Source organism: Streptomyces sp. NBC_00162, assembly GCF_024611995.1.
Classification (GTDB): domain Bacteria; phylum Actinomycetota; class Actinomycetes; order Streptomycetales; family Streptomycetaceae; genus Streptomyces.
The window spans coordinates 6,729,049-6,754,789 of the sequence record NZ_CP102509.1 but is presented as its reverse complement, the minus strand read 5'-3'; the positions used below and the strand labels follow the sequence as shown (position 1 = coordinate 6,754,789).

The 25,741-nt window shown below is 73.6% G+C and carries 24 protein-coding genes and 7 tRNA genes; 13 read left to right on the top strand and 18 right to left on the bottom strand.

The window, feature by feature from the left end:
• The first annotated feature begins 27 nt into the window (after positions 1-27).
• Positions 28-429, top strand: coding sequence for a DUF1992 domain-containing protein (locus JIW86_RS31365; RefSeq protein WP_215144381.1), 402 nt, complete (start codon positions 28-30; stop codon positions 427-429).
• Positions 430-459: 30 nt separating this feature from the next.
• Here the strand turns inward: JIW86_RS31365 and JIW86_RS31360 are convergent, their stop codons facing one another.
• Together JIW86_RS31360 and thrS are read right to left on the bottom strand one after the other, a co-directional pair.
• Positions 460-1,020: an HIT family protein gene (locus JIW86_RS31360; RefSeq protein WP_215144382.1), complete on the bottom strand. Its 561-nt coding sequence runs from the start codon at positions 1,018-1,020 to the stop codon at positions 460-462.
• An 83-nt stretch (positions 1,021-1,103) separates the two neighbouring features.
• The gene (gene thrS, locus JIW86_RS31355; protein ID WP_257557155.1) at positions 1,104-3,080 is read right to left on the bottom strand and encodes a threonine--tRNA ligase; all 1,977 of its coding nucleotides are present in this window, start codon (positions 3,078-3,080) and stop codon (positions 1,104-1,106) included.
• A gap of 180 nt (positions 3,081-3,260) precedes the next feature.
• On the opposite strand from thrS, the gene JIW86_RS31350 reads away from it, so the two are divergent.
• A complete protein-coding gene (locus JIW86_RS31350; protein ID WP_257557153.1) occupies positions 3,261-3,749 on the top strand; it encodes a GNAT family N-acetyltransferase in 489 nt (162 codons plus the stop codon).
• Here JIW86_RS31350 and JIW86_RS31345 read toward each other — a convergent pair.
• Both JIW86_RS31345 and JIW86_RS31340 read right to left on the bottom strand, forming a co-directional pair.
• Entirely contained in the window at positions 3,746-4,966 is a 1,221-nt protein-coding gene (locus tag JIW86_RS31345; protein WP_257557151.1) for a hypothetical protein, read from the bottom strand. The genes JIW86_RS31350 and JIW86_RS31345 overlap by 4 nt on opposite strands.
• A complete protein-coding gene (locus JIW86_RS31340) occupies positions 4,966-5,568 on the bottom strand; it encodes a DUF4365 domain-containing protein (RefSeq protein ID WP_215144387.1) in 603 nt (200 codons plus the stop codon). The genes JIW86_RS31345 and JIW86_RS31340 overlap by 1 nt, the downstream gene beginning before the upstream one ends.
• A gap of 209 nt (positions 5,569-5,777) precedes the next feature.
• Between JIW86_RS31340 and JIW86_RS31335 the strand changes: the two genes are divergently transcribed.
• Positions 5,778-6,503, top strand: coding sequence for a 3'-5' exonuclease (locus JIW86_RS31335; protein ID WP_257557149.1), 726 nt, complete (start codon positions 5,778-5,780; stop codon positions 6,501-6,503).
• Between the two features lie 105 nt (positions 6,504-6,608).
• On the opposite strand, the gene JIW86_RS31330 is transcribed toward JIW86_RS31335, so the two are convergent.
• Positions 6,609-6,680: transfer RNA gene (locus JIW86_RS31330), tRNA-Val, on the bottom strand.
• A 38-nt stretch (positions 6,681-6,718) separates the two neighbouring features.
• Positions 6,719-7,261, bottom strand: coding sequence for an SRPBCC family protein (locus JIW86_RS31325; RefSeq protein WP_257557148.1), 543 nt, complete (start codon positions 7,259-7,261; stop codon positions 6,719-6,721).
• 123 nt (positions 7,262-7,384) lie between these two features.
• On the opposite strand from JIW86_RS31325, the gene JIW86_RS31320 reads away from it, so the two are divergent.
• Entirely contained in the window at positions 7,385-9,706 is a 2,322-nt protein-coding gene (locus tag JIW86_RS31320) for an SCO7613 C-terminal domain-containing membrane protein (RefSeq protein ID WP_257557147.1), read from the top strand.
• 75 nt (positions 9,707-9,781) lie between these two features.
• Here the strand turns inward: JIW86_RS31320 and JIW86_RS31315 are convergent.
• Positions 9,782-9,853, bottom strand: a tRNA-Val gene (locus tag JIW86_RS31315).
• Positions 9,854-9,910: 57 nt separating this feature from the next.
• Positions 9,911-10,348 (bottom strand): TIGR02611 family protein, encoded by a 438-nt coding sequence (locus tag JIW86_RS31310; RefSeq protein ID WP_257557145.1) that lies wholly within the window; start codon positions 10,346-10,348, stop codon positions 9,911-9,913.
• Positions 10,349-10,525: 177 nt separating this feature from the next.
• Here JIW86_RS31310 and JIW86_RS31305 point away from each other — a divergent pair, with 177 nt between their 5' ends.
• Together JIW86_RS31305 and JIW86_RS31300 are read left to right on the top strand one after the other, a co-directional pair.
• The gene (locus tag JIW86_RS31305; RefSeq protein ID WP_030011909.1) at positions 10,526-10,939 is read left to right on the top strand and encodes an SsgA family sporulation/cell division regulator; all 414 of its coding nucleotides are present in this window, start codon (positions 10,526-10,528) and stop codon (positions 10,937-10,939) included.
• A gap of 214 nt (positions 10,940-11,153) precedes the next feature.
• Positions 11,154-11,774, top strand: a complete 621-nt coding sequence (locus JIW86_RS31300; protein ID WP_215149686.1) for a CGNR zinc finger domain-containing protein — start codon at positions 11,154-11,156, stop codon at positions 11,772-11,774.
• Between the two features lie 225 nt (positions 11,775-11,999).
• Here JIW86_RS31300 and JIW86_RS31295 read toward each other — a convergent pair whose 3' ends face one another.
• Positions 12,000-12,449 carry a hypothetical protein gene (locus tag JIW86_RS31295; RefSeq protein ID WP_257557140.1) on the bottom strand — a complete coding sequence of 150 codons (450 nt, stop codon included), beginning with the start codon at positions 12,447-12,449 and terminating at the stop codon, positions 12,000-12,002.
• A gap of 168 nt (positions 12,450-12,617) precedes the next feature.
• On the opposite strand from JIW86_RS31295, the gene JIW86_RS31290 reads away from it, so the two are divergent.
• Positions 12,618-13,127: a DsbA family protein gene (locus JIW86_RS31290; RefSeq protein WP_215149684.1), complete on the top strand. Its 510-nt coding sequence runs from the start codon at positions 12,618-12,620 to the stop codon at positions 13,125-13,127.
• Here JIW86_RS31290 and JIW86_RS31285 read toward each other — a convergent pair.
• From JIW86_RS31285 to JIW86_RS31275, 3 genes are read right to left on the bottom strand one after another with little or no spacing between them, the layout of a single operon-like run.
• Positions 13,124-13,966 (bottom strand): GNAT family N-acetyltransferase, encoded by an 843-nt coding sequence (locus JIW86_RS31285; protein WP_257557138.1) that lies wholly within the window; start codon positions 13,964-13,966, stop codon positions 13,124-13,126. The two genes, JIW86_RS31290 and JIW86_RS31285, sit on opposite strands and share 4 nt — an antisense overlap.
• A gap of 43 nt (positions 13,967-14,009) precedes the next feature.
• Positions 14,010-14,831: an aminotransferase class IV gene (locus JIW86_RS31280; RefSeq protein ID WP_215149682.1), complete on the bottom strand. Its 822-nt coding sequence runs from the start codon at positions 14,829-14,831 to the stop codon at positions 14,010-14,012.
• 13 nt (positions 14,832-14,844) lie between these two features.
• A complete protein-coding gene (locus JIW86_RS31275; protein ID WP_257557137.1) occupies positions 14,845-15,909 on the bottom strand; it encodes a chorismate-binding protein in 1,065 nt (354 codons plus the stop codon).
• 180 nt (positions 15,910-16,089) lie between these two features.
• Between JIW86_RS31275 and JIW86_RS31270 the strand changes: the two genes are divergently transcribed.
• The 5 genes from JIW86_RS31270 (at position 16,090) to JIW86_RS31250 (ending at position 16,563) form a co-directional block, all read left to right on the top strand.
• Positions 16,090-16,162: transfer RNA gene (locus JIW86_RS31270), tRNA-Gly, on the top strand.
• A 41-nt stretch (positions 16,163-16,203) separates the two neighbouring features.
• Positions 16,204-16,277 (top strand) — tRNA-Cys (locus tag JIW86_RS31265).
• Between the two features lies 1 nt (position 16,278).
• Positions 16,279-16,350 (top strand) — tRNA-Val (locus tag JIW86_RS31260).
• Between the two features lie 19 nt (positions 16,351-16,369).
• Positions 16,370-16,441: transfer RNA gene (locus JIW86_RS31255), tRNA-Val, on the top strand.
• Positions 16,442-16,488: 47 nt separating this feature from the next.
• Positions 16,489-16,563: transfer RNA gene (locus JIW86_RS31250), tRNA-Val, on the top strand.
• Between the two features lie 62 nt (positions 16,564-16,625).
• Here JIW86_RS31250 and JIW86_RS31245 read toward each other — a convergent pair.
• The 3 genes from JIW86_RS31245 to JIW86_RS31235 all read right to left on the bottom strand — a co-directional run bounded on the left by JIW86_RS31245 (position 16,626) and on the right by JIW86_RS31235 (position 18,450).
• Positions 16,626-16,928 (bottom strand): zf-TFIIB domain-containing protein, encoded by a 303-nt coding sequence (locus JIW86_RS31245; RefSeq protein WP_215149680.1) that lies wholly within the window; start codon positions 16,926-16,928, stop codon positions 16,626-16,628.
• Positions 16,929-16,993: 65 nt separating this feature from the next.
• Positions 16,994-17,968 carry a phosphotransferase gene (locus JIW86_RS31240; RefSeq protein WP_257557135.1) on the bottom strand — a complete coding sequence of 325 codons (975 nt, stop codon included), beginning with the start codon at positions 17,966-17,968 and terminating at the stop codon, positions 16,994-16,996.
• 296 nt (positions 17,969-18,264) lie between these two features.
• Positions 18,265-18,450, bottom strand: a complete 186-nt coding sequence (locus JIW86_RS31235; RefSeq protein WP_215149678.1) for a hypothetical protein — start codon at positions 18,448-18,450, stop codon at positions 18,265-18,267.
• 550 nt (positions 18,451-19,000) lie between these two features.
• Between JIW86_RS31235 and JIW86_RS31230 the strand changes: the two genes are divergently transcribed.
• Complete coding sequence (locus JIW86_RS31230; protein ID WP_215149677.1) at positions 19,001-20,191, top strand: serine/threonine-protein kinase; 1,191 nt, start codon at positions 19,001-19,003, stop codon at positions 20,189-20,191.
• Between the two features lie 19 nt (positions 20,192-20,210).
• Here JIW86_RS31230 and JIW86_RS31225 read toward each other — a convergent pair whose 3' ends face one another.
• The 3 genes from JIW86_RS31225 to cobT form a co-directional block, all read right to left on the bottom strand.
• On the bottom strand, positions 20,211-21,029 hold the full coding sequence (locus JIW86_RS31225) for a TrmH family RNA methyltransferase (protein WP_215149676.1): 819 nt from the start codon (positions 21,027-21,029) through the stop codon (positions 20,211-20,213).
• Positions 21,030-21,071: 42 nt separating this feature from the next.
• Positions 21,072-22,295, bottom strand: a complete 1,224-nt coding sequence (gene cobA / locus JIW86_RS31220; protein ID WP_257557125.1) for a uroporphyrinogen-III C-methyltransferase — start codon at positions 22,293-22,295, stop codon at positions 21,072-21,074.
• 352 nt (positions 22,296-22,647) lie between these two features.
• Positions 22,648-25,590, bottom strand: coding sequence for a nicotinate-nucleotide--dimethylbenzimidazole phosphoribosyltransferase (cobT, locus tag JIW86_RS31215; protein ID WP_257557124.1), 2,943 nt, complete (start codon positions 25,588-25,590; stop codon positions 22,648-22,650).
• Positions 25,591-25,741 lie beyond the last annotated feature (151 nt).

Here is a 25,741-nt window from a genome sequence, read left to right as displayed (position 1 = left end):
ATCCCGGATCCGGAGGAGCTGGCGACCATGACCGAGCGCAAACCGCCTGGTGTCGACATCGAGTCCTGGGTGGACCGGCAGATCAGGGAGGCCGCCGACCGCGGCGAGTTCGAGAGCCTGCCGGGCTGGGGCAAGCCGCTGGCCTCCCTCGACGCCCCCTACGACGAGCTGTGGTGGATCAAGGGGAAGCTGCACCGCGAGGGTTTCTCCGCCCTGCCTCCGTCGCTCGCGCTGCGCAAGGAGGCCGAGGACGCGAGGGAGGCGGCCCTCGCGGCCCGTTCCGAACGCCAGGTGCGGGACATCCTCACGGAGATCAACGAGAAGATCCGCGCGGCCCTGCGCATGCCGCCGCAGGGCCCGCCGCTGAACCTCACGGAGTTCGACGTCGAGGACGTGCTGCGCACCTGGCGCGAGGCACGCGCGGCGTAGCGCGCCGCAGGGTGCGCCGCGTAGCGCAGGTCAGCCCGTGGGCCAGGAATCGGCGAGCATCTGGCGGGTGTCCGCGAGGAGTTGGGGCAGCACCTTGGTGTGACCGACGACCGGCATGAAGTTCGTGTCCCCGCCCCAGCGGGGCACGATGTGCTGGTGCAGGTGCGCGGCGATGCCGGCCCCGGCGGCCGCGCCCTGGTTCATGCCGATGTTGAAACCGTGCGCTCCGGAGGCCTTGCGCAGCGCGATCATGGCCCGCTTGGTGAGGTCGGCCAGCTCGGCCGTCTCGGGGGCGTCGAGCTCGGTGTAGTCGGCGACGTGCCGGTACGGGACGACCATCAGGTGGCCGCCGTTGTACGGGTAGAGGTTCAGCACCGCGTAGACGTGCTTGCCGCGGGCGACGATCAGGCCGTCCACGTCGGACATCTCCGGAATCCCGCAGAAGGGACAGCCGTCCCCGGCCTCCGGGCCGGTCGGCTTGTTCTCCCCCTGGATGTAGGCCATCCGGTGGGGCGTCCACAGACGCTGGAACGCGTCCTGCGTGCCCACACCGATCTGCTGCTCCGGCTCAGTCGTCATGGCGGCAAGCATATGACCTTGCCTGCGCGTACGAGGAAGGCCCCCGGAAAGTGATCACTTTCCGGGGGCCTTCCTCGTGCGGGGCAACGTGCGGATCAGACCTGGACGCGGTCCGCGACGACCTTGGCCAGCTTGGCCAGCGCCTCGTCCTTGGGGATGCCGTTCTCCTGCGAACCGTCGCGGTAGCGGAAGGAGACGGTGCCCGCGGCCATGTCCTCGTCACCGACGATGATCATGAACGGGACCTTGAGCTTCTGGTGGTTGCGGATCTTCTTCTGCATCCGGTCCGAGGAGGCGTCCACCTCGACCCGCAGGCCCTGCTTCTTCGCCGCCGCGGCGAACTCCTGCAGGTACTCGACGTGCCCGTCGCCGATCGGGATGCCGACCGCCTGGACGGGGGCCAGCCACGGCGGCATGGCGCCCGCGTAGTGCTCCAGCAGCACGGCGAAGAACCGCTCGATCGAGCCGAACAGCGCGCGGTGGATCATGACCGGCCGCTGTCGCGAGCCGTCCGGGGCGGTGTACTCGAGGTTGAACCGCTCCGGCAGGTTGAAGTCCAGCTGGACGGTCGACATCTGCCAGGTACGGCCGATGGCGTCCCGCGCCTGAACGGAGATCTTCGGGCCGTAGAAGGCCGCGCCGCCCGGGTCGGGGGTCAGCGGGAGGCCCTGCTTCTCGGCGACCTGCTGGAGGACGGCGGTCGCCTCCTCCCAGACCTCGTCCGAGCCGACGAACTTCTCCGGGTCCTTGGTGGACAGCTCGAGGTAGAAGTCGGTCAGACCGTAGTCGCGCAGCAGGTTCAGCACGAAGGTGAGCGTGCGGTCGAGCTCCTCCGCCATCTGCTCACGGGTGCAGTAGATGTGCGCGTCGTCCTGGGTGAAGCCCCGGGCACGGGTCAGGCCGTGCACGACGCCCGACTTCTCGTACCGGTACACGGTGCCGAACTCGAAGAGGCGCAGCGGCAGTTCGCGGTAGGAGCGGCCGCGCGCGTCGAAGATCAGGTTGTGCATCGGGCAGTTCATGGGCTTGAGGTAGTAGTCGGTACCACCGTCGAGCTGCATGGGGGGGTACATGCCCTCCGCGTACCAGTCCAGGTGCCCGCTCTTCTCGAAGAGCGCGCCCTTGGTGGCGTGCGGGGAGTAGACGAACTCGTAGCCCTCTTCCTCGTGCCGGCGGCGCGAGTAGTCCTCCATGGTCCGGCGGATGATGCCGCCGCGCGGGTGGAAGACGGCCAGGCCGGAGCCGATCTCGTCCGGGATGGAGAAGAGGTCCAGCTCGTTGCCGAGCTTGCGGTGGTCGCGCTTCTCGGCCTCGGCGAGGAAGTCGAGGTGGGCCTTCAGCTCCTCCTTCGACGGCCACGCGGTGCCGTAGATGCGCTGGAGCATCGGGTTCTTCTCGCTGCCGCGCCAGTAGGCGGCCGCGTTGCGCATGAGCTTGAAGGCCGGGATGTTGCGGGTGGTGGGCAGGTGGGGACCGCGGCAGAGGTCCTTCCAGCACAGGTCCCCGGTCTTGGCGTCCAGGTTGTCGTAGATGGTCAGCTCGCCGCCGCCCACCTCGACGTTCGCGCCGTCGTCGGTGGACGCGGAGCCCTTGATGCCGATGAGCTCCAGCTTGTACGGCTCGTCCGCGAGCTCCTCGCGGGCCGCCTCGTCGGTGACCACGCGACGGGCGAACTTCTGCCCGCGCTTCTGGATCTCCTGCATCTTCTTCTCGATGGCCTTGAGGTCATCGGGGGTGAAGGGCCTGGCGACGTCGAAGTCGTAGTAGAAGCCGTTCTGGACCGGCGGGCCGATGCCCAGCTTGGCCTCGGGGAAGAGCTCCTGCACGGCCTGCGCCATGACGTGCGCGGTCGAGTGGCGCAGGATGTTCAGGCCGTCCTCGGAGGAGATCTCCACCGGCTCGACGGTCTCGCCGTCCTTCACCTCGTACGCGAGGTCCTTGAGCTCGCCCGCGACGCGCGCGGCGACGATGGTGCGCTCGCCGGCGAAGAGCTCGGCCGCCGTAGTGCCCGTGGCCACCACGCGCTCGTCCCGCTCGGAATCGCGTTGGATGATCACACGGACGTCTGACACCGGTCTCTCCTGACTCAGGGGGTGCGCGAGCGAACACTGCGCGCCTGAATCGTACCGAGCGGAGTGGCTGCGCCGCTAAACGGTTACCGGTGGGTGTCCCGCCGGGCAGCGCCCGGGCTCCGCCCCCGACCCGCCGGGATACCTTGGGGGCCTCCCGACCCGCGCCCCGAAGGGACCCGTATGCCGAGCCCGCAGATCCGCCCGCTGGACCTGGCCGACGACACCACCGCGGCCGCCGTGCACCGGATCGGGCGGGCCGCGTACGCGGTGGAGGCGCGGCTGATCGGCTTCGACGGGATCCCCGCGCTGCGCGAGAGCCTGGCCGAGATGCGGGCGCGGGCGCGGGAGCTGAACTGGCTCGGCGCCGTCTCCGAGGGCGGGGAGCTCGCCGGTTTCCTCGCCTGGGAGGACGAGGCCGACGGCGGCGTCTGCATGGACCGGCTCTGCGTGGACCCCGCCTGGTTCCGCCGGGGCATCGCCTCACTGATGCTGCGCCACGCCCTGGCCGAGGTCTTCCCGGGCCGCGCCGTCGAGGTCACGACGGGCGCGGCCAACGCCCCCGCCGTGACTCTGTACGAACGCCTGGGCTTCACCCGGGGCCCGGACTTCTCCCCGGCCCCCGGCCTGACCATGGCCTCGTTCCGCACCCGCCCCCAGGACCCGTCCTAGTCGTCGGACGGCAGTACGTCCTCGGGATCGAACGCCGCGTCCATCGACTTCATCAGCCGGTCCCGCTCGACCTCGTCCAGCGGCACCGGGGTCACGTCCGTGACGTCGGCGAGCCGGCGGAAGCCGCCCCGCCGCTGCAACCGCCCGCTGACCCGGACCGGCAGGCCCACCAGGTGCGCGTGGCCCGCCACCCGGTACGCCTCCTCGTCCAGCGCGACCCGGACGTACGGGATCTCCGCCCCCGCCAGGACCCGCAGCCGGACCGTGCCCCCGCCGCCCGCGGCCGAACGCCGCATCCGCACCACCGCGCCCGCGATCCGGACCGGGACGGCCGGCTCGGTCCGGGTGTAGCGGGCGGCCGCCTCGCGGAGCACCGGCAGGTCGCCCGGCGAGAACTCCACTGGCTCCGGCCGGGCCGCGCACCCCGCCGGGACCCCCGCCGCCGGCGCCCAGGCCAGCGCGATCCGGGCCCCCTCGGAGCCACGGACCAGTGCGATCAGCGCATCGGCCAGCTCCCGGCTGACCCCGGCCCGCACGGCCGCGTCGAAGGCCTCCATGCCGCCCGTCGCCCGCCGGTAGTCCACCGCCTCGCGGGCCGCGTGCAGCGCGTGGTGCAGCCGCGTCACGGTCCCCCGCCCGCCGTCCACGGGCACGTACGCGGCGAGCCGCCGCCCGCCCGGGGCCGGCCCCACCAGGACCCCCTCCAGGGCCCGTTCGGCCTGCGCCCGGTGCCGGGCTCCGTAGTACCCGGCCCTCGCCCGGTCGGCCAGGGCCCCGGCCAGCAGCAGCCGGCGGGCCGCCGAGCGCAGCTGTTCCTGCACCGTCCAGTCGGCCTCGCCCCGGAGCCCGTACGCCCCTTCGGGGATCTCCCGCTCCCAGCGGACCTCGTCGCTCGGCACGCTCAGCCCGTACAGCACCTCCCGCGCCGACGGCAGGGCGCTGCGCGAGAGCGCGGTCAGCGCCTCCTCCAGCAGGTCCGCGCAGTCGGGGAAGGTGCGGCTCTCGGGGACGAGCAGGCTGGTGCCCCCGCTGCCCGGCGCGTGGGCGGCGGGCGGGGTCCAGCGCCCGTAGCGCCCGGCGGCCCCGCCGCGCCGCAGCCAGCCGTGCCGGTGCAGCAGCGCGCCCAGCACCGCCGGGTCGACGTGCGCGGGGTCGGGTGTGCCGGAGGCGAACTCCGGGGACGACAGTGGTTCGAGGTGCGATGCGTGCCAGTTCATCAGGGTGTCCCTCCCGACCCGACCCGGGTCATGATCTCGCACAGCGCACGGTCGTCGAAGATCCGCGTGGTCGGGATCCGTACGGTGGTCCGGCGCCGGCCGGTCACGGGGTGTCCGGCGAGGTTGGTCCAGTAGCAGCAGTGCCGCAGGTCGAGCCGGTCGTGTCCGGCCGCGAGCCACTGGTCGCGCTCCCGCGGGACGAGCATCACGACGAGGATCTTGTGGACGGCGACCGGGGTGCGGGCCAGTTTCACCAGGTGCTCGTTGTCCAGGGTGAAGCCGAAGGTGGGCCCGGCCGGCCGCGGCGGTATCTGGTAGGTCGCCTTCAACTGCACCTTGATGGTGACCTCGTCGTCGACGACGTGCTCGGGGGCGCCGTGGCTGACGTGCCAGTCGATGCCGTTGTCCGGAAAGGGCTGGGACAGCGAGCAGCCGGCCGCGGCGGCGACGGCGTGCAGGTATCCCACCTGAAGGGTCTCCATGCAGGCGGTGGTGGCGAGTGTGCCGCGCAGCGGTCCGCTCCGCGCCTCGCCCGGCGTACCGGTGCGCGGATCGATCTGCCCCGCCAGCACCCCGCCCTGTTCGGGCTGCGCGAGCGCCATGGCCGGCTCCCCATGCCTTCCGGGCTCTGCCGTGGGTGGTGGGTGGTGGGGTGACGACCGGTCATGTGCACGGCCCCCATGGATGTTGTCTCCGCACCCGGGTCCCCGCAAACGGCGTACGGGGCAAACAGCCCGGGTATCACCGATGCGGGCAAGGGTGGCGTGTTCCAGGTGCGCCCCATCTGCCGATCGGGGACGAGGAGTTCGCCATGACACGCTGGTACGAGGGCCCGCTGGCCGCATTCGACACGGAGACGACCGGGGTGGACGTCGAGGAGGACCGGATCGTGTCCGCCGCGCTCGTCGTGCAGGAGTGCGCGGGCGGGCGGGTGCGCACCACGCGCTGGCTGGTCAATCCCGGCATCCCGGTGCCCCCGGGTGCCACGGAAGTGCACGGCCTGACCGACGAGCACCTCCAGCGCCACGGGCGGTGGCCCGCGCCGGTGGTGGAGGAGATAGCCCGCGCGCTCGGGGAGCAGCAGGTGGCGGGCCGGCCGGTGGTGGTGATGAACGCGCCGTTCGATCTGACGCTGCTGGACCGGGAGTTGCGCCGGCACCGGGCGTCTTCGCTGACGCGGTATCTGGACAACCGGCCGCTGACGGTGCTGGATCCGCGGGTGCTGGACAAGCATCTGGACCGCTACCGCAAGGGCCGCCGGACCTTGACGGACCTGTGCGCGCACTACGGGATAGAGCTGGAGGGCGCGCACGACGCGGCGGCGGACGCGCTGGCCTCGCTGGAGCTCGTACGGGCGGTGGGGCGCCGGTTCGCGGCCCGGCTGGAGCGGCTGTCGCCGGCCGAACTGCACACGCTGCAGGCGGTGTGGCACGCGGCGCAGGCGCGGGGGCTGCAGGCGTGGTTCGCACGGCAGGGGACGCCGGAGCCGGTGGATCCGCACTGGCCGCTGCGGCCGGGCCTGTCGACGGCGGCCTAGTGCTGTGACCGGGAAGGTTCACCGGGTCACAGCACGAGAACGCACCGCGTACGTGCCGGACATGGGGAAGGCCGGTCCGTCAGATGACGGACCGGCCTGTCCCGGTGGGCGATACTGGGATCGAACCAGTGACCCCTTCGGTGTGAACGAAGTGCTCTCCCGCTGAGCTAATCGCCCGGGAACGGACTGAACAATACAGAAGCCTTGGGGCTGGTTCAAACCGCTTCCGGCGGAGCGGCCAGCCGGGCCGCGAGACCGCGCCGCCCGGCCCGCATCATCAGGGCGTGGTTGAGCCGGAACACCGGCCGCCCGGGCAGCGCGAGGCGCCGCATCAGGGGCCGGCGCACCTCGACCTCCTGCTCGTACAGCGCGCGGGTGCGCGCCGTGCCGGTTCCGGCGCGCGGCCGTATGGTCCACCGCGCCCAGCCTTCGAGGTCGCCGTGCAGGGACACCTCCAGGACCCCGCTGACGGGGTCGCGCAGCAGTTCGCCGACTGTCACGCGGAGCGCGTACGGCAGGACCGAGCGGACGGTCGCGGTGCCGGTGCGGTCGTCGACCGGATCGACCCGGCGGATCTGGGGCCACCAGTGCGGGTACTCCCCCGGCTGTTCCAGTACGGCGTAGACGCGTGCGGGCGGGGCGTCGAGGTCCCACACGCTGCGGAACCGGTAGCGGCTCAAGCGATCCCAGCGGTCCGGGCGATCCCGGCGGTCCCGGCGGTCCCGGCGGTCCCGGTCGTCCGGGCGGCTGCGGTCCATGGATCCAGTCTGGCCCGGCGCGGTCCCCGGTACGCCCGCTTCCGCCGGACCGTGCGTACTCAGGGCGGATCTGAGTACGCACACCCATGTCCTGAACCCGTGACGGGCGCCACACTCCGAACCATGAACACCCCCCTGCCGCCGGCCGAAGAGCTGGCGCTCATCGACCGTGAGCTGGCTCAACTCGATGCCCGGCGCCTGTACTTGCTGGGCCGCCGGGACTGGCTGCTGCGGCTGCCGACGCCTCCCGTCTGGGCGCCTCAGGCGCCCGCTCACCCCAAGGAGGCCTCGGCCCCGAGCGCGCAGAACGTACTGCTCGTCCTGGGCGCGGTGCTCCTGGCCGTGGCCGCGCTGGCCTTCACGCTGCTCAGCTGGGGGTCCCTCGGGATCGCCGGGCGTTCGGCGGTGCTGGCCGCGGTGACGGCGGCCGCGCTGGCCGCGCCCGTGCCGCTGCTGCGCCGCGGGCTGGCCTCGACGGCGGAGTCGGTGGCGGCGGTGGGGCTGCTGCTGACGGTGCTGGACGCGTACGCGCTGTACGCGGTCGGCCTGCCGGGCACGGACGGCACGGCGTACGCGGCCGGGGCGGCGGCGGTGCTGGCCGCGGTGTGGGCCGGGTACGGCCTGGCCCTGCGCACGCTGCGGATACCGTCGGCGGCGGCGGTGCTGGCGGCGCAGTTCCCGCTGCCGCTGGCGGCGCTGGCCGCGCAGGCGGGACCCCTGGAGATCGGCTGGGCCCTGCTGGCGACGGCCGCGCTGGACGCGGCCCTCGCGCTGCGGGTCCGGGCGGCGGCCGTCCCGGCGGCGGTGCTGGGGGCGGGGGCGCTGCTGATCGGCGCGGCCGAGTCCTGGTCGGCGGCTTCGGCGGCCGAGGCGCTGGCCCCGGCGGGACTCCTGCTGGCGGGCGCGGCCCTGGGTACGGCGGCGGCGTGGCGGGAGCCGCGCGCCTGGCTCGCAGCGCCGGCGGGCGGTCTGGCGGCGGTGGTCGCGCTGGGCGGTGTGGCGCGCCCGGAGCTCGCTCCTGCCTGGGCGGTGACGGCGCACCTGCTGGTGGCGCTCCCGCTGCTGGCAGTCCTACGGATCCAGGGGGTCCCGGCGGCGGTACGGCGCGGGCTGGCCGGGGCCGGGGCGATGGTGGCCGTCCTGGCCGCGGCGGCGGCCGGCTCGGCGGCGGCTGCGACCCTGCCGGCGCGGGTCGGGGTGCTGGACGAGGTGTGGGCGGCGACGACCCCGGCCCGGGAGGTGTTCTGGCCGGGGGCGGCGGTCCCGGTGACGCTGCTGATCGCGGCGGGCGCGGGCTGGTGGCTGTCGCGGGTGTCGCCGCGGCCGGAGCCGGGGACGGTGGCGGTGGTCCTGGCCTGGGCGGGGCTGTTCACGGCCCCGGAGCTGCTCGGGCTCCCGGTGGCGGCGGTGTTCGCCGCCCAGACGGCGGTGACGGGGGCCGCGGGCGTGCTCGCCCTGCGCTCCCCGGCGCGCGGAACCGGGATCGCGGCCGCCGCGTGCGCGCTGCTGGGGGCCGCGAACGTGTCCCTGGGCGCGCTGGACGGCCGGGCGGCCACCTTCGCGGTGTGGGGGCTGCTGGGCGCGGGCTGCGCGGCAGGGGCGGCGTACGGGCCCGCTCCGCGCCCGGTCCGGGCCGGGGCGGCCGTCTGCGCCGTCGGGTACGCCACGGGCCTGCTGGTGGCGGCGGCCGCCGTAACGGACCTGGCGGTGGTCTGGTGGGCGCTCCCGGTGCTCGTCGTCCCGGCGGCGGTGGCCGCGCTCGGGCCGCGGATCGGCGCGGTGCGCGTGCCGGCGGAGATCGCGGCGGGTGCCGCCGGTGTGCTGGCGGTCGCCCTGTCGGCGGGCCGCGCCGGGACCCTGGCGCTGGTTCTCGCCCTGGCAGGGGTGATCTGCTCGGGCGCCGCGGTGCGGGCGGACCGGCGGGCGCTGGGCTGGGCGGCGGGGGCGCTGTTCGTGGCCTCGAGCTGGGTCCGGCTGGCGGAGGCCGGGGTCACGGCGCCGGAGGCGTACACACTGCCGGTGACGGTGCCCGCCCTCGTACTGGGCTTCCTGCGGCGCCGCAAGGACCCTGTGGCGTCCTCCTGGACGGCGTACGGCCCGGGGCTGGCCGCGACCCTGCTGCCGAGCCTGCTGACCGTCCTGGGCGGTTCCCCGGCCGGGACGGCGAGCTGGCTGCGCCCGCTGCTGCTGGGGCTGGCCGCGCTTGCGGTGACCCTGGCGGGCGCCCACCGGCGGCTCCAGGCCCCTCTGCTGCTGGGCGGCGCCGTGCTGGCGGCGGTGGCGCTGCACGAGCTGGCTCCGTACGTGGTGCAGATCGCGGGGGCGCTCCCGCGCTGGGTGGCGCCGGCCCTGGCGGGCCTGCTGCTCCTGGCGGTGGGTGCGACGTACGAGAAGCGGCTGCGCGACGCCCGCCGCCTGAAGGACGCGATCGGGCGGCTCGGGTGACCCTCGTGACCCGGTGAGGCCGCGGAAACGCCAGAGGCCCGGAGACGGTGAAAGTCTCCGGGCCTCTGGTCCGGGTGGGCGATACTGGGTTCGAACCAGTGACCCCTTCGGTGTGAACGAAGTGCTCTCCCACTGAGCTAATCGCCCGGACGCACCGCAAACATTACCGCATGTCAGCGGTGCTTCTTCACCACCGCCGGCCGATCACTGGTCCTTGATGTTCCAGGGCAGGACGAGCCCGTACTTCCACAGGTAGAAGCCGATCAGTGCGCCCGCGATGACGAGTCCCACGCTGGTCAGGATGATGTTGCGGCGGCGGACCTTGGGGTCGAGCGCCTTCTGCGCCGCCTCGGTGACCTTGCGCTTGGTCCAGCGCAGCACGAGGTGGGCCCAGGCGAACTCGGTGGCCCAGATCGCCAGGCCCGCGAAGATCGCGACCCAGCCCGGTCCGGGCAGGACGAGCATGGCGACGCCCGCCCCGATGACGGCCAGACCGACGACGAAGACGCCGACCTGCCAGCTCAGGTGCAGGCTCCGGCGGGCCTTGATGAAGGCGGGCGCCTTCGAGACGTGCGGCGCCTCTTCGGCGGCCGGCTCGCTGCTCACGGACTCGTTGGTGTCGCGGTCACTCCCCGTATTCATGGGGACGAATCTACCGGAGCCGGAAGCACACGTGAATGGTGCTTTGGATCCGCCGTACGAGGGACCCAGAGGTCCGCAAAACGGTCAGAGGGGTTTACAACGGCACCGTAGGTGGCATGTCGATTTCGCCGACGTGCGAATCCCCGAGCGCACACTGAGCGAAAGGCCCTGGCGCTTATGAACACCACGGTCAGCTGCGAGCTGCACCTGCGCCTCGTTGTGTCGAGCGAGTCCTCACTGCCTGTTCCCGCGGGCCTGCGGTATGACACGGCCGACCCCTACGCCGTGCACGCCACCTTCCACACCGGCGCCGAGGAGACGGTCGAATGGGTATTCGCCCGCGACCTCCTCGCCGAGGGCCTGCACCGGCCCACCGGTACCGGCGACGTCCGCGTCTGGCCGTCCCGCAGCCACGGTCAGGGCGTCGTCTGCATCGCCCTGAGCTCACCGGAGGGAGAAGCACTGCTCGAAGCACCCGCGCGAGCACTCGAGTCGTTCCTCAAGCGGACGGACGCCGCGGTCCCGCCCGGGACCGAGCACCGGCACTTCGACCTCGACAAGGAGCTCTCCCACATCCTGGCCGAAAGCTGAGCCAGGCCCACCGCCGCGCGACACCGTCCGACTCGGGGCGACGGTGTGTGCCGGACAACCACATACGGCAGTGCCGGCGCTGTTCACGCGGGAGCCATCCGCGCGGACGGCGCCGGTGTGCGTGCAGGGACCCTTCAGGCGAGTACCCGCTAGAGTCGGCCCCCAGCGGCGGCAGCAGCCCGTCGCCGCAGGCCCGGCCCTTGAGGGAGACCCCGTGCAGATCCCCCACGACACCCGTCGCGCGCTCGACGTCGTCGTCGCGCTGGTGAACACCGCGGCCGAGGCGGACCAGCCCGACGGGCTCTCGGACCTCGGCGCGCTGCGCGGCTTCGTCCAGGAGTACTCGATCAGCGACGTCGGTGACCTCGGTGCCCGCGACCTGGCCGGGGTCCGGACGGTCCGCGGCAAGTTCGCCCAGGTCTTCGCGGCACCGAACTCCCGTGCGGCCTCCGTACTGATCAACGAGCTGGTGGCGACGGCCGGCACCACCCCGCAGCTGACCGACCACGACGGCTACGACTGGCACGTGCACTACTTCGCGCCGGGTGCCTCGGTGGGCGACCACCTGGCCGCCGACGGCGGCATGGCGCTGGCCTTCATCGTGGTCTCCGGCGAACAGGAGCGGCTGCGCCGCTGCGAGGCCCCGGACTGCCGGCGCGCCTTCGTGGACCTGTCCCGGAACCGCTCGCGGCGCTACTGCGACAGCCGGACCTGCGGGAACCGGCTGCACGTGGCGGCGTACCGGGCCCGGCGCAAGGAGGCCGACGCGGGGCACTCAGAGCAGGAAGAGATCGTGCACGGCGGCCAGCAGCAGCAGGACACCGATCACGCCTAGGAAGATCATCAGGGGTGGCTGGGAGAGCGCGAAGAGGCAGCCTCGCGGCTCCTCGGCGACAGGGACGGGTACCGGCGCGGGCACCGAGGGCTCACTCTGCGATGTTTCGAGCATGTCGGGGCGATGATGGCGCAGCACGCCGCCATCCGCCCCTCAACACGCCAGTTTCCGCGCGGCAGTTAGCCCGATTTCGTGGACCGGGGCGCCTGGGGCCGGTCCGGCCGGTCAGATCCCGTGCTTCTTGAGGATGGCCTCGATGTCGGAGAAGTCGTCCGCCGGAGCGGCGGCCTGCGGGTTCTTGCGCCCGGTGGGCTCGGGGCGGGCGCCGGGGCCGAGGGAGGGCGCGGAGGCGGCCGGGGCGACGGCCTCCGGGGCCGGGCTCCCCTTCGCGGCCTTGGCCGGCTTCCCGGACGCGCCGAGCCTGCGGCGCTCGACCGCGCGGGTGGTGGCGAGGAGCAGCCAGGCCAGCCCCAGCAGTCCGAAGCCGGCCCAGACGGTCGGATTGAAGACCATGCCGGAGATCCACTCCACGATCCCGGTCATCACCAGGGCGACCGGCACCAGTGAGTACGCCGCGATCCGCGTGGCGGCCAGGAAGCGCCTGCGGTAGGCGGTCAGCGCGGCGATGCCCAGGCCCGCCGCGGACACCGCGGAACAAATGGTCTCGGCGAGCATGCGGTCCTCCAGGTGTGGGCGGTCTGTCCCTATCCATCCTGCCCCGCGCGCGCCCGTACGGGCCAGGCGCGCGGACTCTCCCGGACGGATCTCCGGGACATCTCCGGGTCGGGTCTCCTCCGCAGGTGCCGGTCGGTGGGGGTGTGCGGGGGCTGGGAGACTGTTCACATGACCGATTCCGTGATCCTCGACGTCTGGTGCGAGCTCCAGTGCCCGGACTGCCACAAGAGCCTGGACGACGTGCGCGCCCTGCGGGCCCGCTACGGCGACCGGCTGGACATCCGGCTGCGCCACTTCCCCCTGGAGAAGCACAAGCACGCCTTCGCCGCGGCACAGGCCGCCGAGGAGGCCGCGGAGCAGGGGCAGGGCTGGCCGTACACGGAGGCCGTGCTGGCGCGCACCGCGGAGCTGGGCGAGCTCGGCGAGCCGGTGCTGCTGGACGTGGCGCGTGAACTCGGCCTGGACGTCGAGGAGTTCGACACCGCCTTGATCGACGGGCGGCACATCCTGATCGTCGACGCCGACCAGGCCGAGGGCAAGGCGATCGGCGTCACCGGCACCCCGACGTACGTGATCGGCGGCGAGCGGCTGGACGGCGGCAAGAGCCAGGACGGCCTGCGCGCCCGCATCGAGGAGATCGCCGACCGTCTGCTGGGCTCCCAGCCCCCGGCCTCCTAGATCAGTTCTTTCCTCGCGTTCACCGAGGTGTCCCGGTACCCGAGCGACTCGTAGAGCCGCCGGGCCGGGGTGTTGTCCTCGTGGACGTGCAGGCCCAGCCGGCGGGCGCCCGCGGCCAGGGCGGCGTGCTCGGCCAGCAGCATGAGGGTCCGCCCGTGCCCCTGCCGCCGGTGCTCGGCGGCGACGTCGACGTCCCACACGTACGGGACGGGGCCGACGCCGGGCAGGTCGCGCTCCCCCACCCACAGGGTGCCCAGGACCGCCCCGTCCGGTGCCTCGAGGAGGAGGAAGGCCGCGCCGGGGGTGTCCCGCCCGGCCGGCAGCAGGTCGGCGTGCTCCGCCCGGGAGGCGGCCAGGGCCTGCTCGGCGGTCATGCGGGGGGCGAGCAGGTGGTGGCTGTACTCCACGACGGCCCGCTCCTGCCAGGCGTCGTACTCGGCCGGTGTCATCGGGCGGCCGGCGGCGCCTGCCGGGAGCGCGGGTGGTTCGGCGGGCAGCTCCTTGACCCGGACCCGGCCGGTCACCCGGTAGCCGAGGCTCTCGGCCATCCGCAGCGCCGGCGCCGCGTCGGCGGGTACCGACACGGCGATGCTCGTGCAGCGCCAGGAGCGCAGCACCTCCTCGGCGGCGAGCGCGGCGACCGTGCCGCGCCCGCGCCGCCGGTCCGGTTCGTCGATCCAGAGCCCCCGGATCACACCGACTTCCGGCTGTGCGGCGGAGCGGGTGGCGAGTTCGAGGCTGCCGACGTGCCGGCTGTTGACCCGGACTTCGTACGTCCGCGAGCGGGTGCCGTCACTGTGCTGCTGGAGCGGCTGTGCGGGCCGCAGGGTGGTGGTCATCACCTCGTGTTGTACCTGCCCGGCGGCCCCGCGTCACCCGAGTTCACGGATCGAGGTCCGCCCCGGCCTTCGCGTCGAAGATCCGCATGGCTTCGGCGGTGACCGGGCCGGGGGCCGCGGCGAGCTCCCGGCCGTCGATCCGCAGGACCGCCTGGACATCGCGCAGCGAGGAGGTCAGGAAGACCTCCTCGGCCTGCTCCAGTACTTCGAAGGGCAGGTCGGTCTCCTTGGCCCCGGCCCACTCGACGACCAGGGCGCGGGTGATGCCCGCCAGGCAGCCCGAGGCCAGGGGCGGGGTGTGCAGCTCCCCGTCGAGCACGACGAAGACGTTGGAGCCGGTGCCCTCGCAGAGCCGTCCCACGGTGTTGGCGAGGAGCGCCTCGGAGGCCCCGGCCCGGTGTGCGGTGGCGAGGGCGACGACGTTCTCGGCGTACGAGGTGGTCTTCAGGCCCGCCACGGCGGAGCGCTCGTTGCGGACCCAGTCCACCCGGACGACGGCGGTGGTGTCCGGGCGGCGGACGGACTCGGCGACGGCGGCGATCAGCGTGGGCGCCGCGTCCCCGCGGTCGGAGCCGAGCGGGGAGACTCCGCCGGTGTAGGTCACGCGCAGCCGCCCGAACGGCATCGGGTTGGCTTCCAGTACGGCCGCACACGCGCGGCGCACCTCGTCGAGGTCGGGGTCGGGGAGACCGAGACCGCGCGCCGAGCGGGTCAGCCGCTCGAGGTGGCGGGTGAGCGCGAAGGTCTGCCCGCGCTCCGCCTTCAGCGTCTCGAACACACCGTCACCCACGGTCAGCCCGTGGTCGAAGACCGACACCTTCGCGTCGTCCGCGTCCCGCAGCGCTCCGTCGAGCCAGATTCTCACCGTACGGCCCCTCTCATGGTCCCGTTCGCCCCGTTCGTCCTGCCTGATGCTCCCCCGACGCTACCCGCAGCAGGCGGGCGGCCTTCAGTTCGGTCTCCGCCCACTCGCGGTCGGGGTCGGAGCCCCAGGTGATGCCCGCGCCGGTGCCGAAGAGCAGGCGGGGGCCGCCGGGGGCCTCCCGGTCGATCCAGAAGGTGCGGATGCCGACGGCGAGCTCGGCGGTGCCGCGGTCGGCGTCGACCCAGCCGATGCCACCGCAGTAGGGGCCGCGCGGTGCGGTCTCCAGGGCCTCGATGATCCGCAGGGCGGAGGATTTGGGCGCCCCGGTGACGGAGCCGGGCGGGAAGGCGGCGGCGAGCAGCTCGGGCCAGCCGGCGTCGTCGGCGAGCTCGCCGCTCACCGTGGAGACGAGGTGGACCAGGCCCGGGTGCTCCTCGACGGCGCACAGTTCGGGGACGGTGACGGAGCCGGTGGCGCAGACCCGGCCCAGGTCGTTGCGCACGAGGTCCACGATCATCACGTTCTCGGCGTGGTCCTTGGGGAGCAGGTCGGCGACGGTGCGGCCGGTGCCCTTGATGGGGCCGGATTCGATGCGGCGGCCGGTCCGGCGCAGGAACAGCTCCGGGGAGGCGGTGGCGATCTCCACGCCGTGGGCGGGGAGCCGAATCGTTCCTGCATAGGGCGCGGGGTTGCCGCGCGCGAGCAGTGCGGTGAGGGCGTCGACGTCGCCGCCGGCCGGGTCGGGCAGCGGCGCGGACATCACCCGGCAGAGATTGGCCTGGTAGACCTCACCCGCGGCGATGAGCTCGCGGATGCGGCGGACGCCGGCGACGTACGCGGCGCGGTCGAGCGAGGTGGACCACTGGTCGGCATCGGGGCCCCGCCAGGCGCCGGGTCGCGGCGCGGGGACGGGGTCGGGGCGTATGTCTCCGAAGCGCGCGCAGACGAGCCGCCCTTCGAAGTCGGCGGCCACCGCCCAGAAGCCGGTGGAGTCCAGGGCGGCGGGATCACTGGTGACGTCTCGGAGGTCGGTCGCGAGGAGGCCGCCGAAGCGGGCCAGGGGAGGCAGGTCGTGCACGGCTGCGAGTCTATGACCGGTGACGCGGCGGCGCCGGTGAGGTGACTGCGAGGTGACCGCCGGTGATCGAGCGGCAGCACGCTGCGGAAACGCGTTTTTGAGCTGGCACGGGAATCCGCTAGAGTTCAACTCGTCGCCAGGGAGCGAAGGGGCAAAACCCCGGAGCGAACACGGTGACCTGCGGACGTAGCTCAGTTGGTAGAGCACCACCTTGCCAAGGTGGATGTCGCGAGTTCGAGTCTCGTCGTCCGCTCGAAGTGGGGGATTTCTTCCCGAGAACCCCTACAGCTCCATGGTGGAGTGGCCGAGAGGCGAGGCAACGGCCTGCAAAGCCGTCTACACGGGTTCAAATCCCGTCTCCACCTCCAAGGACGATTAGCTCAGCGGGAGAGCGCTTCCCTGACACGGAAGAGGTCACTGGTTCAATCCCAGTATCGTCCACTGATCCGCAAGGATCCCCGCGCGATTAGCTCAGCGGGAGAGCGCTTCCCTGACACGGAAGAGGTCACTGGTTCAATCCCAGTATCGCGCACGCAGCACCTGCACCACTTGCTTCACCTGCGGCTTCATGCCGTTCCCGCGCGATTAGCTCAGCGGGAGAGCGCTTCCCTGACACGGAAGAGGTCACTGGTTCAATCCCAGTATCGCGCACCACCCGGAAGCCCCGGCCGTCTCGACGGCCGGGGCTTCTGCGTTACGGGCGTGCCCGCCCGGGCTCAGGAGGAGAAGAGCATCCGGCCGAAGCCGCCCTTGTGGCGGCCGTGGTGGCCGTGGCCGCCGTGGTGCGGGGCGCCCCAGGCGGGAGCCGGTGCCACGTGCGGGGCCGGGTAGGGGGCCGGCGGCGCGGCGGGCGGAGGGACCTGGCCGTACTGCTGGGTGGTGTACTGGGATTCCAGGCGGGTCAGCGCCTCCAGCTCGCCGTAGTCGAGGAAGATCCCCCGGCATCCGCTGCACTGCTCTATCTGGACCCCGTTGCGGTTGTAGGTGTGCATCGCCGCGTGACACTTCGGACACTGCATGACCGGATCAACTCCTCGCCGTGGACTTCGCCATCGGATGCATGCCCGGTGGCGGGAAGCTCACCCTACGACGGAGGCTCCGGCTCCAAGTCGGGCGGGAGGGCCACGATTCGGGTGCAGGCGTCCACCATCAGCCGCTCCCCCTCGTCGAGTCGGCGTCCGCTTTCCGCCGCTTTGGCCACGGCCAGGGCCGCCGTCTGTACGGTGAGCGCGCGGGCGGCGAGATCGAGTTCCGGCCAGGGATCACTGCCGGGCGGACCGGCCGCCGGACCGCCGGCGGCGCGGTAGGCGTCGAGGAAGCGCAGCCAGGTGCCGGTGTCGAGCAGTCCGGCGGCGTACCAGGCGGCCGGGCGGGCCAGGTCCCAGGCGGGGGTGCCGAGACCGAGGTCGTCGACGTCGATGAGGAGCCAGGCCCCTTCCCGGGCGGGATACCGCACCAACTGCCCCAGGTGCAGGTCCCCGTGGCACAGCGCCCCGCCGGCCGGGGGCGCCGCCTCCCCGCGCGCCCAGGCGGGCAGGGACCGCGCGGCGGCCCGTACGGCGCGGACGGCACCGTGCTCGGTCCCGGTCCCGGTTCCTGCCCCGGTCCCGGGCTCCGGAAGCTCCGCCCGCGCCAGGCGGTCCAGGGCGCGGGCGAGCTTGGCCGGTCCGCGCATCGGCGGGACCGGGCCCGGGAGCTCGTCCGACGGTGTCCGGTGCAGGGCGGCCAGGAGCCGGCCGGCCTCTTCCCAGGGCGCGTCCCCGGGGCGCTCCGGGTCGACCGGGGCTCCGTAGGGCCAGAGCGAGACGGGCCTGCCGTGGACGGATCCGGTCCCGGTGCGCAGGGGTGGCAGCAGCACCCCGGCCAGTGCCGGGTGCCCGGCGATGCGCATCCGTACGGCGAGGGCGTCCCGGTCGGCATCTTCGGCGTGCGCCTTGGCCACGGCCTCCCCGCAGCACACCACGGTCCCGTCGTGCCGGTCGGCGAGGACCGCGTACTCCTGGGGGCGGCCGTCCGCGGCCCAGGCGGCGAGGGCGGCGGGCAGCGCGGGAGGGCTCATGCGCCGGCCGGTTCGTCGCTCCGGCGGAACCGGGCGTCCTCGCCGTCGCCGTGCGGCAGCAGGCCGTCCTGGCGCATGAGCCGCCAGGCGCTGTCGTCCTGGGTCATCGGGCCTCCGCTTCTTCCGAGGAGGAGGGTACGGCGACCGCGGAGGAGGCACGAAAAAAAGGGTGCTGCCCGTCCGACTCCCCAGTCGTACGGGCAGCACCCTTCACCTGCCGTCCGTCGTCACGCCCCCGTCCCCACGGGGTGTGACAGGCCGATTCCCCGGGCCGCTCTCCCGGTCTGTGGCGCCGCTCAGCGCCCCAGCATCACGCCCACGGACGACGCTTGTGCCACCACCTGCTCGAAGCCTCCGAAGAGGAAGAGCAGGAGGGCGGCCAGGGGGAGCACCATCGCCGCGGCCACCAGCGGGTGGCGCGTACCGGACTCATGGCCGTTGAACGCGAATGCCTTGCGTCCCTGCCGTGCGATGTCCGCCATGGTCCTCTCCCTGTCGTTGGCAGCGGCGGGCTTTTGACCTCGGGGGACGAGTGCGCCACCCGCCGCTTGTCTTCAACACTAGGCGCGCGCAGGGTCGCTGGCCTCATGCCCTCGTACCCATTGGCGGGCCTCCAGGAGGATGACGGACCGCGGTCGGCGTACTCCCCTGGGTGGAGACCGCTCCCCCGGCGTCGGGGTCTTCCCGGAGGGGGTCAGCGGAGGGTGGTGACTTCGCTCACTTCCGTCACTCCCTGTTCATGCGTGTCCGCCGACGAGGCGTGGGCAAGATCGACTCGCCGGTGTGCGTCGTACGGGCGCGGACAGGCCGGGCGCGGACGGCCGTGATCGCCCAACCCCCTTGCCCGAAGGCCCCATTGATCCCGCGGGCCGCTCCGGGGCTCGGACCGGGGCGGATAGCTGAAGACCCCTCAAGTGTGCTGCTGCGCACTGACAATCGAATCCCCCGGCGAGGGCGCGGCCTCTGAGCGCACATGCCGGATGGTCCGTAAGCTGTGCCACGTCAACAGGACGACCGGTCAGCGGGGTGGACATGGCGATGATGCGGCTCCGGCGCGAGGACCCGCGTGTCGTCGGCTCGTTCAGACTGCACCGGCGGCTCGGCGCCGGCGGCATGGGCGTGGTCTACCTGGGATCGGACCGGCGCGGGCAGCGCGTCGCGCTCAAGGTCATCCGGCCTGATCTGGCCGAGGACCAGGAGTTCCGCTCCCGGTTCGCCCGCGAGGTGTCCGCCGCCCGCCGCATCCGGGGCGGGTGCACCGCACGCCTGGTGGCGGCGGATCTGGAGGCCGAGCGGCCCTGGTTCGCCACCCAGTACGTACCCGGGCCCTCCCTGCACGACAAGGTGGCCGAGGAAGGCCCCCTGACCGCCGCGCAGATCGCCGCCATCGGCGCCGCGCTCTCCGAGGGCCTGGTCGCCGTGCACGAGGCGGGGGTCGTCCACCGGGACCTCAAGCCTTCGAACATTCTTCTGTCCCCCAAGGGACCGCGGATCATCGACTTCGGTATCGCCTGGGCCACCGGGGCGAGCACGCTCACCCACGTGGGAACGGCCGTCGGCTCCCCCGGCTTCCTCGCGCCCGAACAGGTGCGCGGCGCCGCCGTCACCCCCGCCACGGACGTCTTCGCCCTCGGCGCCACGCTCGCCTACGCGGCGACGGCGGACTCGCCCTTCGGGCACGGCAGTTCCGAGGTCATGCTGTACCGGGTGGTGCACGAGGAGCCCCACCTCGTCGGGGTCCCGGACGCGCTCGCGCCCCTCGTACAGGCCTGCCTGGCCAAGGATCCCGAGGAGCGGCCCAGCACGCTCCAGCTGTCGATGCGGCTCAAGGAGATCGCGGCCCGCGAGGCGCAGGGCCTTTCCGACGGCCGCCCGCCGGCGCAGCGCGCCCGCGTCGAGCGGCCGACCGGGCGGCTCACGGAGGATTACGCCGACCAGCGCACGGAGCGCCGTACCGGCGGCTCCACCACGCCCCGGGCCCAGGGCGGGCCGCAGAGCGGACCGCACTCGCGGCCCTCGTCCTCCCGCAATCCGCGCACCCCGGGCGGCCCGTCCTCCCGGCCGACGGCGGGGCGTACGGGCGGCCGCCCGGGCCCCCGTACGACGGGGACGGGCCGGCGGCCTTCGCGGCCGGACCCCAAGCTGATGCGGCAGCGGCTGATCGTGTTCGTCGTGGTGACGCTGATCGTGGCCCTGGGCATCGCCGCCGCCCAGAAGCTCTGACCCGGGGCGTACGCAGCCGCTACGCGCTCTCGCGGCCCTGGGCCACGGCGTAGAAGGCCACCGCGGCGGCGGCGCCCACGTTCAGCGAGTCCACGCCGTGTGCCATGGGGATGCGCACCCACTCGTCGGCGGCGACCAGCGCCTGCGTGGACAGGCCGTCGCCTTCGGCGCCGAGCATCAGCGCGACCCGCTCCAGGGACTGCGGTGCGGCCACGTCGATCGGCGAGGCCTTCTGGTGCGGGGTGAGGGCCAGCAGTTTGAAGCCGGCCTCCCGGACCGAGTCCAGGCTCTTGGGCCAGGCGTCCAGGCGGGCGTAGGGGACGGAGAACACCGCACCCATGGAGACCTTCACCGAGCGGCGGTAGAGCGGGTCCGCGCAGTCGGGCGACAGCAGTACCGCGTCCATGCCGAGGGCGGCGGCGCTGCGGAAGATGGCCCCGATGTTGGTGTGGTCGTTGACCGCTTCCATGATGACGACGCGGCGGGTGGTGGTGAGGAGTTCCTCGGCCGTCGGCAGCGGCTTGCGCTGCATGGAGGCGAGGGCGCCGCGGTGCACGTGGTAGCCGGTGACGCGTTCGGCGAGCTCCGGGCTGACGGCGTAGACCGGGGCGGGGAGTTCGTCGATGACGTCGCGCATGACGTCGACCCACTTGGCGGAGAGCAGCATCGAGCGCATCTCGTACCCGGCGTCCTTGGCCCGTCTGATGACCTTCTCGCCCTCGGCGATGAAAAGGCCTTCCGCGGGCTCGCGCCTGCGCCGGAGTTCGACGTCGGTCAGGCCCGTGTAGTCGCGCAGGCGCGGGTCGTCGGGATCCTCGACGGTGATGAGATCAGCCACAGGGTGATACTGCCTTGTCCTGGGTGCGGTGCCAACGGCCTGTCAGGCGCTGGTGGTGGGGGAAGGCGCGTTGACCGTGACGACCTCGCCGATGACGATGACCGCGGGCGGGCGGACCTCCTGGACCCGGACCGTCTCGCCGACCGTGGCGAGGGTGGCGTCCACCCGGCGCTGGGCGGCGGTGGTGCCCTCCTGGATCACGGCGACCGGGGTCTCGGCGGACTTCCCGTGCCGTACGAGGGCCTCGGCGATCGAGCCGATCTTGTCGACGCCCATCAGGATGACGAGGGTGCCGGTGAGCTTGGCGAGGGAGGCCCAGTCCACGAGGGAGCGCGGGTCGTCGGGACCGACGTGGCCGCTGACCACGGTGAACTCGTGGGCCACGCCCCGGTGGGTGACCGGGATGCCGACGGCGCCGGGCACCGAGATGGAGCTGGAGATGCCGGGGACGACGGTGCAGGGGATGCCGGCCTCGGCGAGGGCCTGGAGCTCCTCCATGCCGCGGCCGAAGACGTACGGGTCCCCGCCCTTGAGCCGGACCACGGCCTTGCCGGCCTTGGCGTGCTCGATCAGGGCGTTGTTGATGGCCTCCTGGGCCATGTACCGGCCGTACGGGATCTTCGCGGCGTCGATGACCTCGACGTGCGGGGGGAGCTCGTCGAGCAGGTCGCGGGGGCCGAGCCGGTCGGCGATCACGACGTCGGCCTCGGCGAGGAGGCGGCGGCCGCGCACGGTGATGAGGTCGGGGTCGCCGGGGCCGCCCCCGACGAGCCAGACGCCGGGGGTGTGCGGGCGGGCGGCCGTGAGGGTGCCGTCGCGCAGCCCCTCGACGACGGCGTCACGGACGGCGGCGGAGCGGCGGGGGTCGTTGCCGCTCAGTACGGCGACGGTGACGCCCTCCACGCGGCCGGTGGCCGGGGTCCAGGCGGTGGCGGCCTCGGCGTCGTCGGCGCGGACGCACCACAGCCGCTCGCGCTCGGCCTCGGCGGAGGCGCGGTCGTTGGCCTCGCGGTCCCGGGTTGCGATGAGCGCGTACCAGGCGCCGGCGAGGTCGCCGTCCTCGTAGCGGCGGCGCTCCCAGCGGATCTCCCCGGTCTCGGCCATGGCGTCCACGGAGGGGGTGGCGGAGGGCGAGACGAGGACGATCTCGGCGCCGGCCGCGATCAGCGCGGGGAGGCGGCGCTGGGCGACCTGTCCGCCGCCGATGACGACGACACGGCGGCCGGCCAGTCTGAGACCGACGGGGTACGCGGGGTGTTCAGCCATGGCGGTGCGGCTCCTGGGTGGCGGCGGTGGTTCTCTGCGAGCGTGCCGCTGCGGCGCTGGAGCGGCGGGGGTACTGACGTGCGGTTTCCGGTGTCCGGGTCCACGATACGACCCGCGGGGGCGGGGGTCCCGGCAGGGGCAAGGCCCTGGCGGGCCCCTGGGGCTCCGCCCCAGACCCTCCCCCAGACTCCGTCCGGGGGGACCCCCACCCCTCAAACGCCGGCGGGGCTGGATGTGGCTGGGGCTGGATTGCCGCGCAGCGGCAATTTCAGCCCCGCCGGCGTTTGAGGCGCGGGTCCGGGCGGAGCCCGGTTTCGGGAAGGGGCGGGGTGGGGGAGGCCCCGCGCAGCGGTTACTTCTCGGTGACTCCGGCCGAGTCGAAGGTGGCGACCTCGTGCATCGCGCGGGCCGCGCTCTGGACCAGGGGGAGGGCCAGCAGGGCGCCCGTGCCCTCACCGAGGCGGAGGTCGAGGTCGACCAGGGGGCGCAGGCCAAGCTTGTTCAGGGCCGCCACGTGGCCCGGCTCCGCGCTGCGGTGGCCCGCGATGCAGGCCGACAGCGACTCGGGGGCGATGGCCCGGGCCACCAGGGCGGCCGCGCCCGCGCTGACACCGTCCAGGATGACCGGCGTACGCAGGGAGGCTCCGCCGAGGAGGAGGCCGACGATCGCAGCGTGCTCCAGGCCGCCGATGGCCGCCAGGACGCCGATCGGGTCCGCCGGGTCCGGCTGGTGGAGTTCCAGGGCGCGGCGTACGACGTCGACCTTGCGGGCGTGGGTCTCGTCGTTGATGCCGGTGCCGCGGCCGGTCACCTCGGCCGGGTCGACCCCGGTGAAGACCGAGATCAGCGCGGCGGACACCGTGGTGTTCGCGATGCCCATCTCACCGGTGAGCAGGGCCTTGTTGCCCGCCGCGACCAGGTCTCGAGCGGTCTCGATGCCGACCTCGATGGCCGCGATCGCTTCCTCGCGGGTCATCGCCGGGCCGACGGAGAGGTCGGCCGTGCCCGGACGGACCTTCCGGGGAAGCAGACCGGGGGTGGCGGGCAGGTCGCCCGCGACACCGACGTCGATCACGCAGACCTCGGCGCCGACCTGGTTGGCGAAGGCGTTGCAGACCGCCCCGCCGCCCAGGAAGTTGGCCACCATCTGGGTGGTGACCTCCTGCGGCCACGGGGTGACGCCCTGGGCGTGCACGCCGTGGTCACCGGCGAAGATCGCGACGGCGGCGGGCTCCGGGATCGGCGGCGGGCAGACCCGGGAGAGGCCGCTGAGCTGGGCCGAGATGATTTCGAGCATGCCCAGCGCCCCGGCGGGCTTGGTCATGCGCTTCTGCCGCTCCCACGCCTCGCCGAGCGCCTTCGCGTCGAGCGGGCGGATGCTTGCGACGGTCTCCGAGAGCAGGTCGTGCGGCTCCTCGCCGGGCAGCGCGCGGCGCCCGTACGTCTCCTCGTGGACGACCCAGGAGAGCGGCCGACGCTGGGACCAGCCGGCCTGGGCCAGCTCGGGCTCCTCCGGGAACTCGTCGACGTAGCCGACGCACAGGTACGCGACGACCTCGAGGTGCTCCGGCAGGCCGAGCTCACGGACCATCTCGCGCTCGTCGAAGAAGCTCACCCAGCCGACGCCGAGGCCTTCGGCGCGCGCGGCGAGCCAGAGGTTCTCGACGGCGAGGGCCGAGGAGTAGGGGGCCATCTGCGGCTGGGTGTGCCGGCCGAGGGTGTGGCGGCCGCCGCGGGTGGGGTCGGCGGTGACGACGATGTTCACCGGGGTGTCGAGGATGGCCTCGATCTTGAGTTCCTTGAACTGCTTCGCCCGGGCCTTGGGCAGGGAGTTCGCGTAGGCCTCGCGCTGGCGCTGGGCGAGCTCGTGCATCGTCCGGCGGGTCTCGGCGGAGCGGATGACGACGAAGTCCCAGGGCTGGGAGTGGCCGACGCTGGGCGCGGTGTGGGCCGCCTCCAGGACGCGGAGCAGCACCTCGTGCGGGATGGGGTCGGTGCGGAAGCCCTTGCGGATGTCGCGGCGCTCGCGCATGACGCGCAGGACGGCCTCGCGCTCGGCGTCTTCGTAGGCGGGAGCCGGGTCGCCTGCCGCGGGCTCGGCCGGTACGGCGGCCACGGGCGCGGGCTCGGACTGCGGCTGGACCGCCACCTCGGCCTCGGCGGCCAGCGGCTCGGGCTCGGGCAGGGCCGGTACGGGCTCGGGCTCCACCGCGACGGGCTCGGGCACGGCCACTACGACCGGCTCGGCGACGACGGGGACGGGTACGGCCACCGGCTCGGCCAGTACCGCTACGGGTACCGGCTCCGGCTCCGGCACGACGACCGGCTCGGGTACGGGCGCGGGCTCGGGCTCGGTGGGCTGAACCGCCGTTTCCACGGGGGCGGCCTCCGGCTCGGGCTGCGGCTGCGGCTCCGGCTCCGGAGCGACGGCCTCGACCACCACGGGGGCCGGTACGGGCTCCGGTTCGACCGCGGGCGCGGGCTCCGGCTCCGGGGCGACCGCCACGACCGGCTCCGGCTCCGGTACGACGACCGGCTCGGGCTGGGGTTCGGGCTGCGGCTCGGGCTCGGGGGCCGCGGGGGCCTCGGCTGCCACCGGCGCCGGCATCGGCTCCGGGGTCCACGGGGCGCCGGCCTGTGGCGGGATCTCACTCAGCTGCGGCGCGGGGGCCGCGGCCTGGAAGTCCAGGTACTCGGGACCCGTGGCCGGCCCGGGCTGGTGCACCGGCACCGGGGCCGGCGCCGCGGCCGGTCCCCGGTCCGCGAGGGACCGTACGACTCCGCCGGTGGCATCGGGCACGGGCGGACCCATGTGCAGCGGACGCCGGACCGGAGCGGCCGGGGCGACGGCGGCCGGGGCCGCGGGCGGGGGGACGACGAGCCCGCCGAGGTCGAGCGCACCGGAGTCACGGCCGCCGGTCTCGTGGGCGCCGGCGCCGTAGGACGGGAATTCGGGATACGCGGCCGGCTCGTTGTAGACCGGGGGCTGCGGGTACGCCGGCTCGGCCCCGTACGGCGCGTCCGCGTAGTTCGGAAGCTCGGCATGCGGGGGCTGCTCGACGGGGAAGGCGGGGGCCGGCGGGACGACCTGCGGGTCGCTCCACGCGCCCTGGCCGCTCGGCATCAGCAGCAGTTCCTCGTCCTCCGGCCCGGCCGGGTCGTCCACGAGGTCCTGGAAGGCGTAGCCGGCCGGAAGCGGTGGCGGGAGCTGGACCGGAGCGGGGATGCCCTGCTGATCCACCATGCCCGCGTTGTCCGGGTGACCCTCGCCCGGGACCTGGCCGGTGTCAGTCATGCGTACCCCTCGCCCATCGGTGTTGCCTCTTCGATCGCCCGGTCGCCCATGAGCCCGCCGAGCGGATTTCCGTGCGGGTTGCCGTGCGGCACCCTTGCCTCACGTGCGCCTGCGCGACAACCACTAAGCATTGTCGCGCCCGTTCGCCACC

Bases quoted from the DNA above. Each gene is read 5' to 3' on its own strand.
- JIW86_RS31295 (WP_257557140.1), bottom strand. From the start codon at position 12,449: ATGCTCGCCGAGACCATTTGTTCCGCGGTGTCCGCGGCGGGCCTGGGC.
- JIW86_RS31285 (WP_257557138.1), bottom strand. From the start codon at position 13,966: ATGACCACCACCCTGCGGCCCGCACAGCCGCTCCAGCAGCACAGTGAC.
- JIW86_RS31235 (WP_215149678.1), bottom strand. From the start codon at position 18,450: ATGGCGGACATCGCACGGCAGGGACGCAAGGCATTCGCGTTCAACGGC.
- JIW86_RS31310 (WP_257557145.1), bottom strand. From the start codon at position 10,348: ATGAATACGGGGAGTGACCGCGACACCAACGAGTCCGTGAGCAGCGAG.
- JIW86_RS31230 (WP_215149677.1), top strand. From the start codon at position 19,001: ATGGCGATGATGCGGCTCCGGCGCGAGGACCCGCGTGTCGTCGGCTCG.
- JIW86_RS31290 (WP_215149684.1), top strand. From the start codon at position 12,618: ATGACCGATTCCGTGATCCTCGACGTCTGGTGCGAGCTCCAGTGCCCG.
- JIW86_RS31365 (WP_215144381.1), top strand. From the start codon at position 28: ATGACCGAGCGCAAACCGCCTGGTGTCGACATCGAGTCCTGGGTGGAC.
- JIW86_RS31320 (WP_257557147.1), top strand. From the start codon at position 7,385: ATGAACACCCCCCTGCCGCCGGCCGAAGAGCTGGCGCTCATCGACCGT.
- JIW86_RS31245 (WP_215149680.1), bottom strand. From the start codon at position 16,928: ATGCAGTGTCCGAAGTGTCACGCGGCGATGCACACCTACAACCGCAAC.
- JIW86_RS31360 (WP_215144382.1), bottom strand. From the start codon at position 1,020: ATGCTTGCCGCCATGACGACTGAGCCGGAGCAGCAGATCGGTGTGGGC.
- JIW86_RS31240 (WP_257557135.1), bottom strand. From the start codon at position 17,968: ATGAGCCCTCCCGCGCTGCCCGCCGCCCTCGCCGCCTGGGCCGCGGAC.
- cobT (WP_257557124.1), bottom strand. From the start codon at position 25,590: ATGACTGACACCGGCCAGGTCCCGGGCGAGGGTCACCCGGACAACGCG.
- JIW86_RS31305 (WP_030011909.1), top strand. From the start codon at position 10,526: ATGAACACCACGGTCAGCTGCGAGCTGCACCTGCGCCTCGTTGTGTCG.
- JIW86_RS31335 (WP_257557149.1), top strand. From the start codon at position 5,778: ATGACACGCTGGTACGAGGGCCCGCTGGCCGCATTCGACACGGAGACG.
- JIW86_RS31350 (WP_257557153.1), top strand. From the start codon at position 3,261: ATGCCGAGCCCGCAGATCCGCCCGCTGGACCTGGCCGACGACACCACC.
- JIW86_RS31345 (WP_257557151.1), bottom strand. From the start codon at position 4,966: ATGAACTGGCACGCATCGCACCTCGAACCACTGTCGTCCCCGGAGTTC.
- JIW86_RS31325 (WP_257557148.1), bottom strand. From the start codon at position 7,261: ATGGACCGCAGCCGCCCGGACGACCGGGACCGCCGGGACCGCCGGGAC.
- JIW86_RS31340 (WP_215144387.1), bottom strand. From the start codon at position 5,568: ATGGCGCTCGCGCAGCCCGAACAGGGCGGGGTGCTGGCGGGGCAGATC.
- cobA (WP_257557125.1), bottom strand. From the start codon at position 22,295: ATGGCTGAACACCCCGCGTACCCCGTCGGTCTCAGACTGGCCGGCCGC.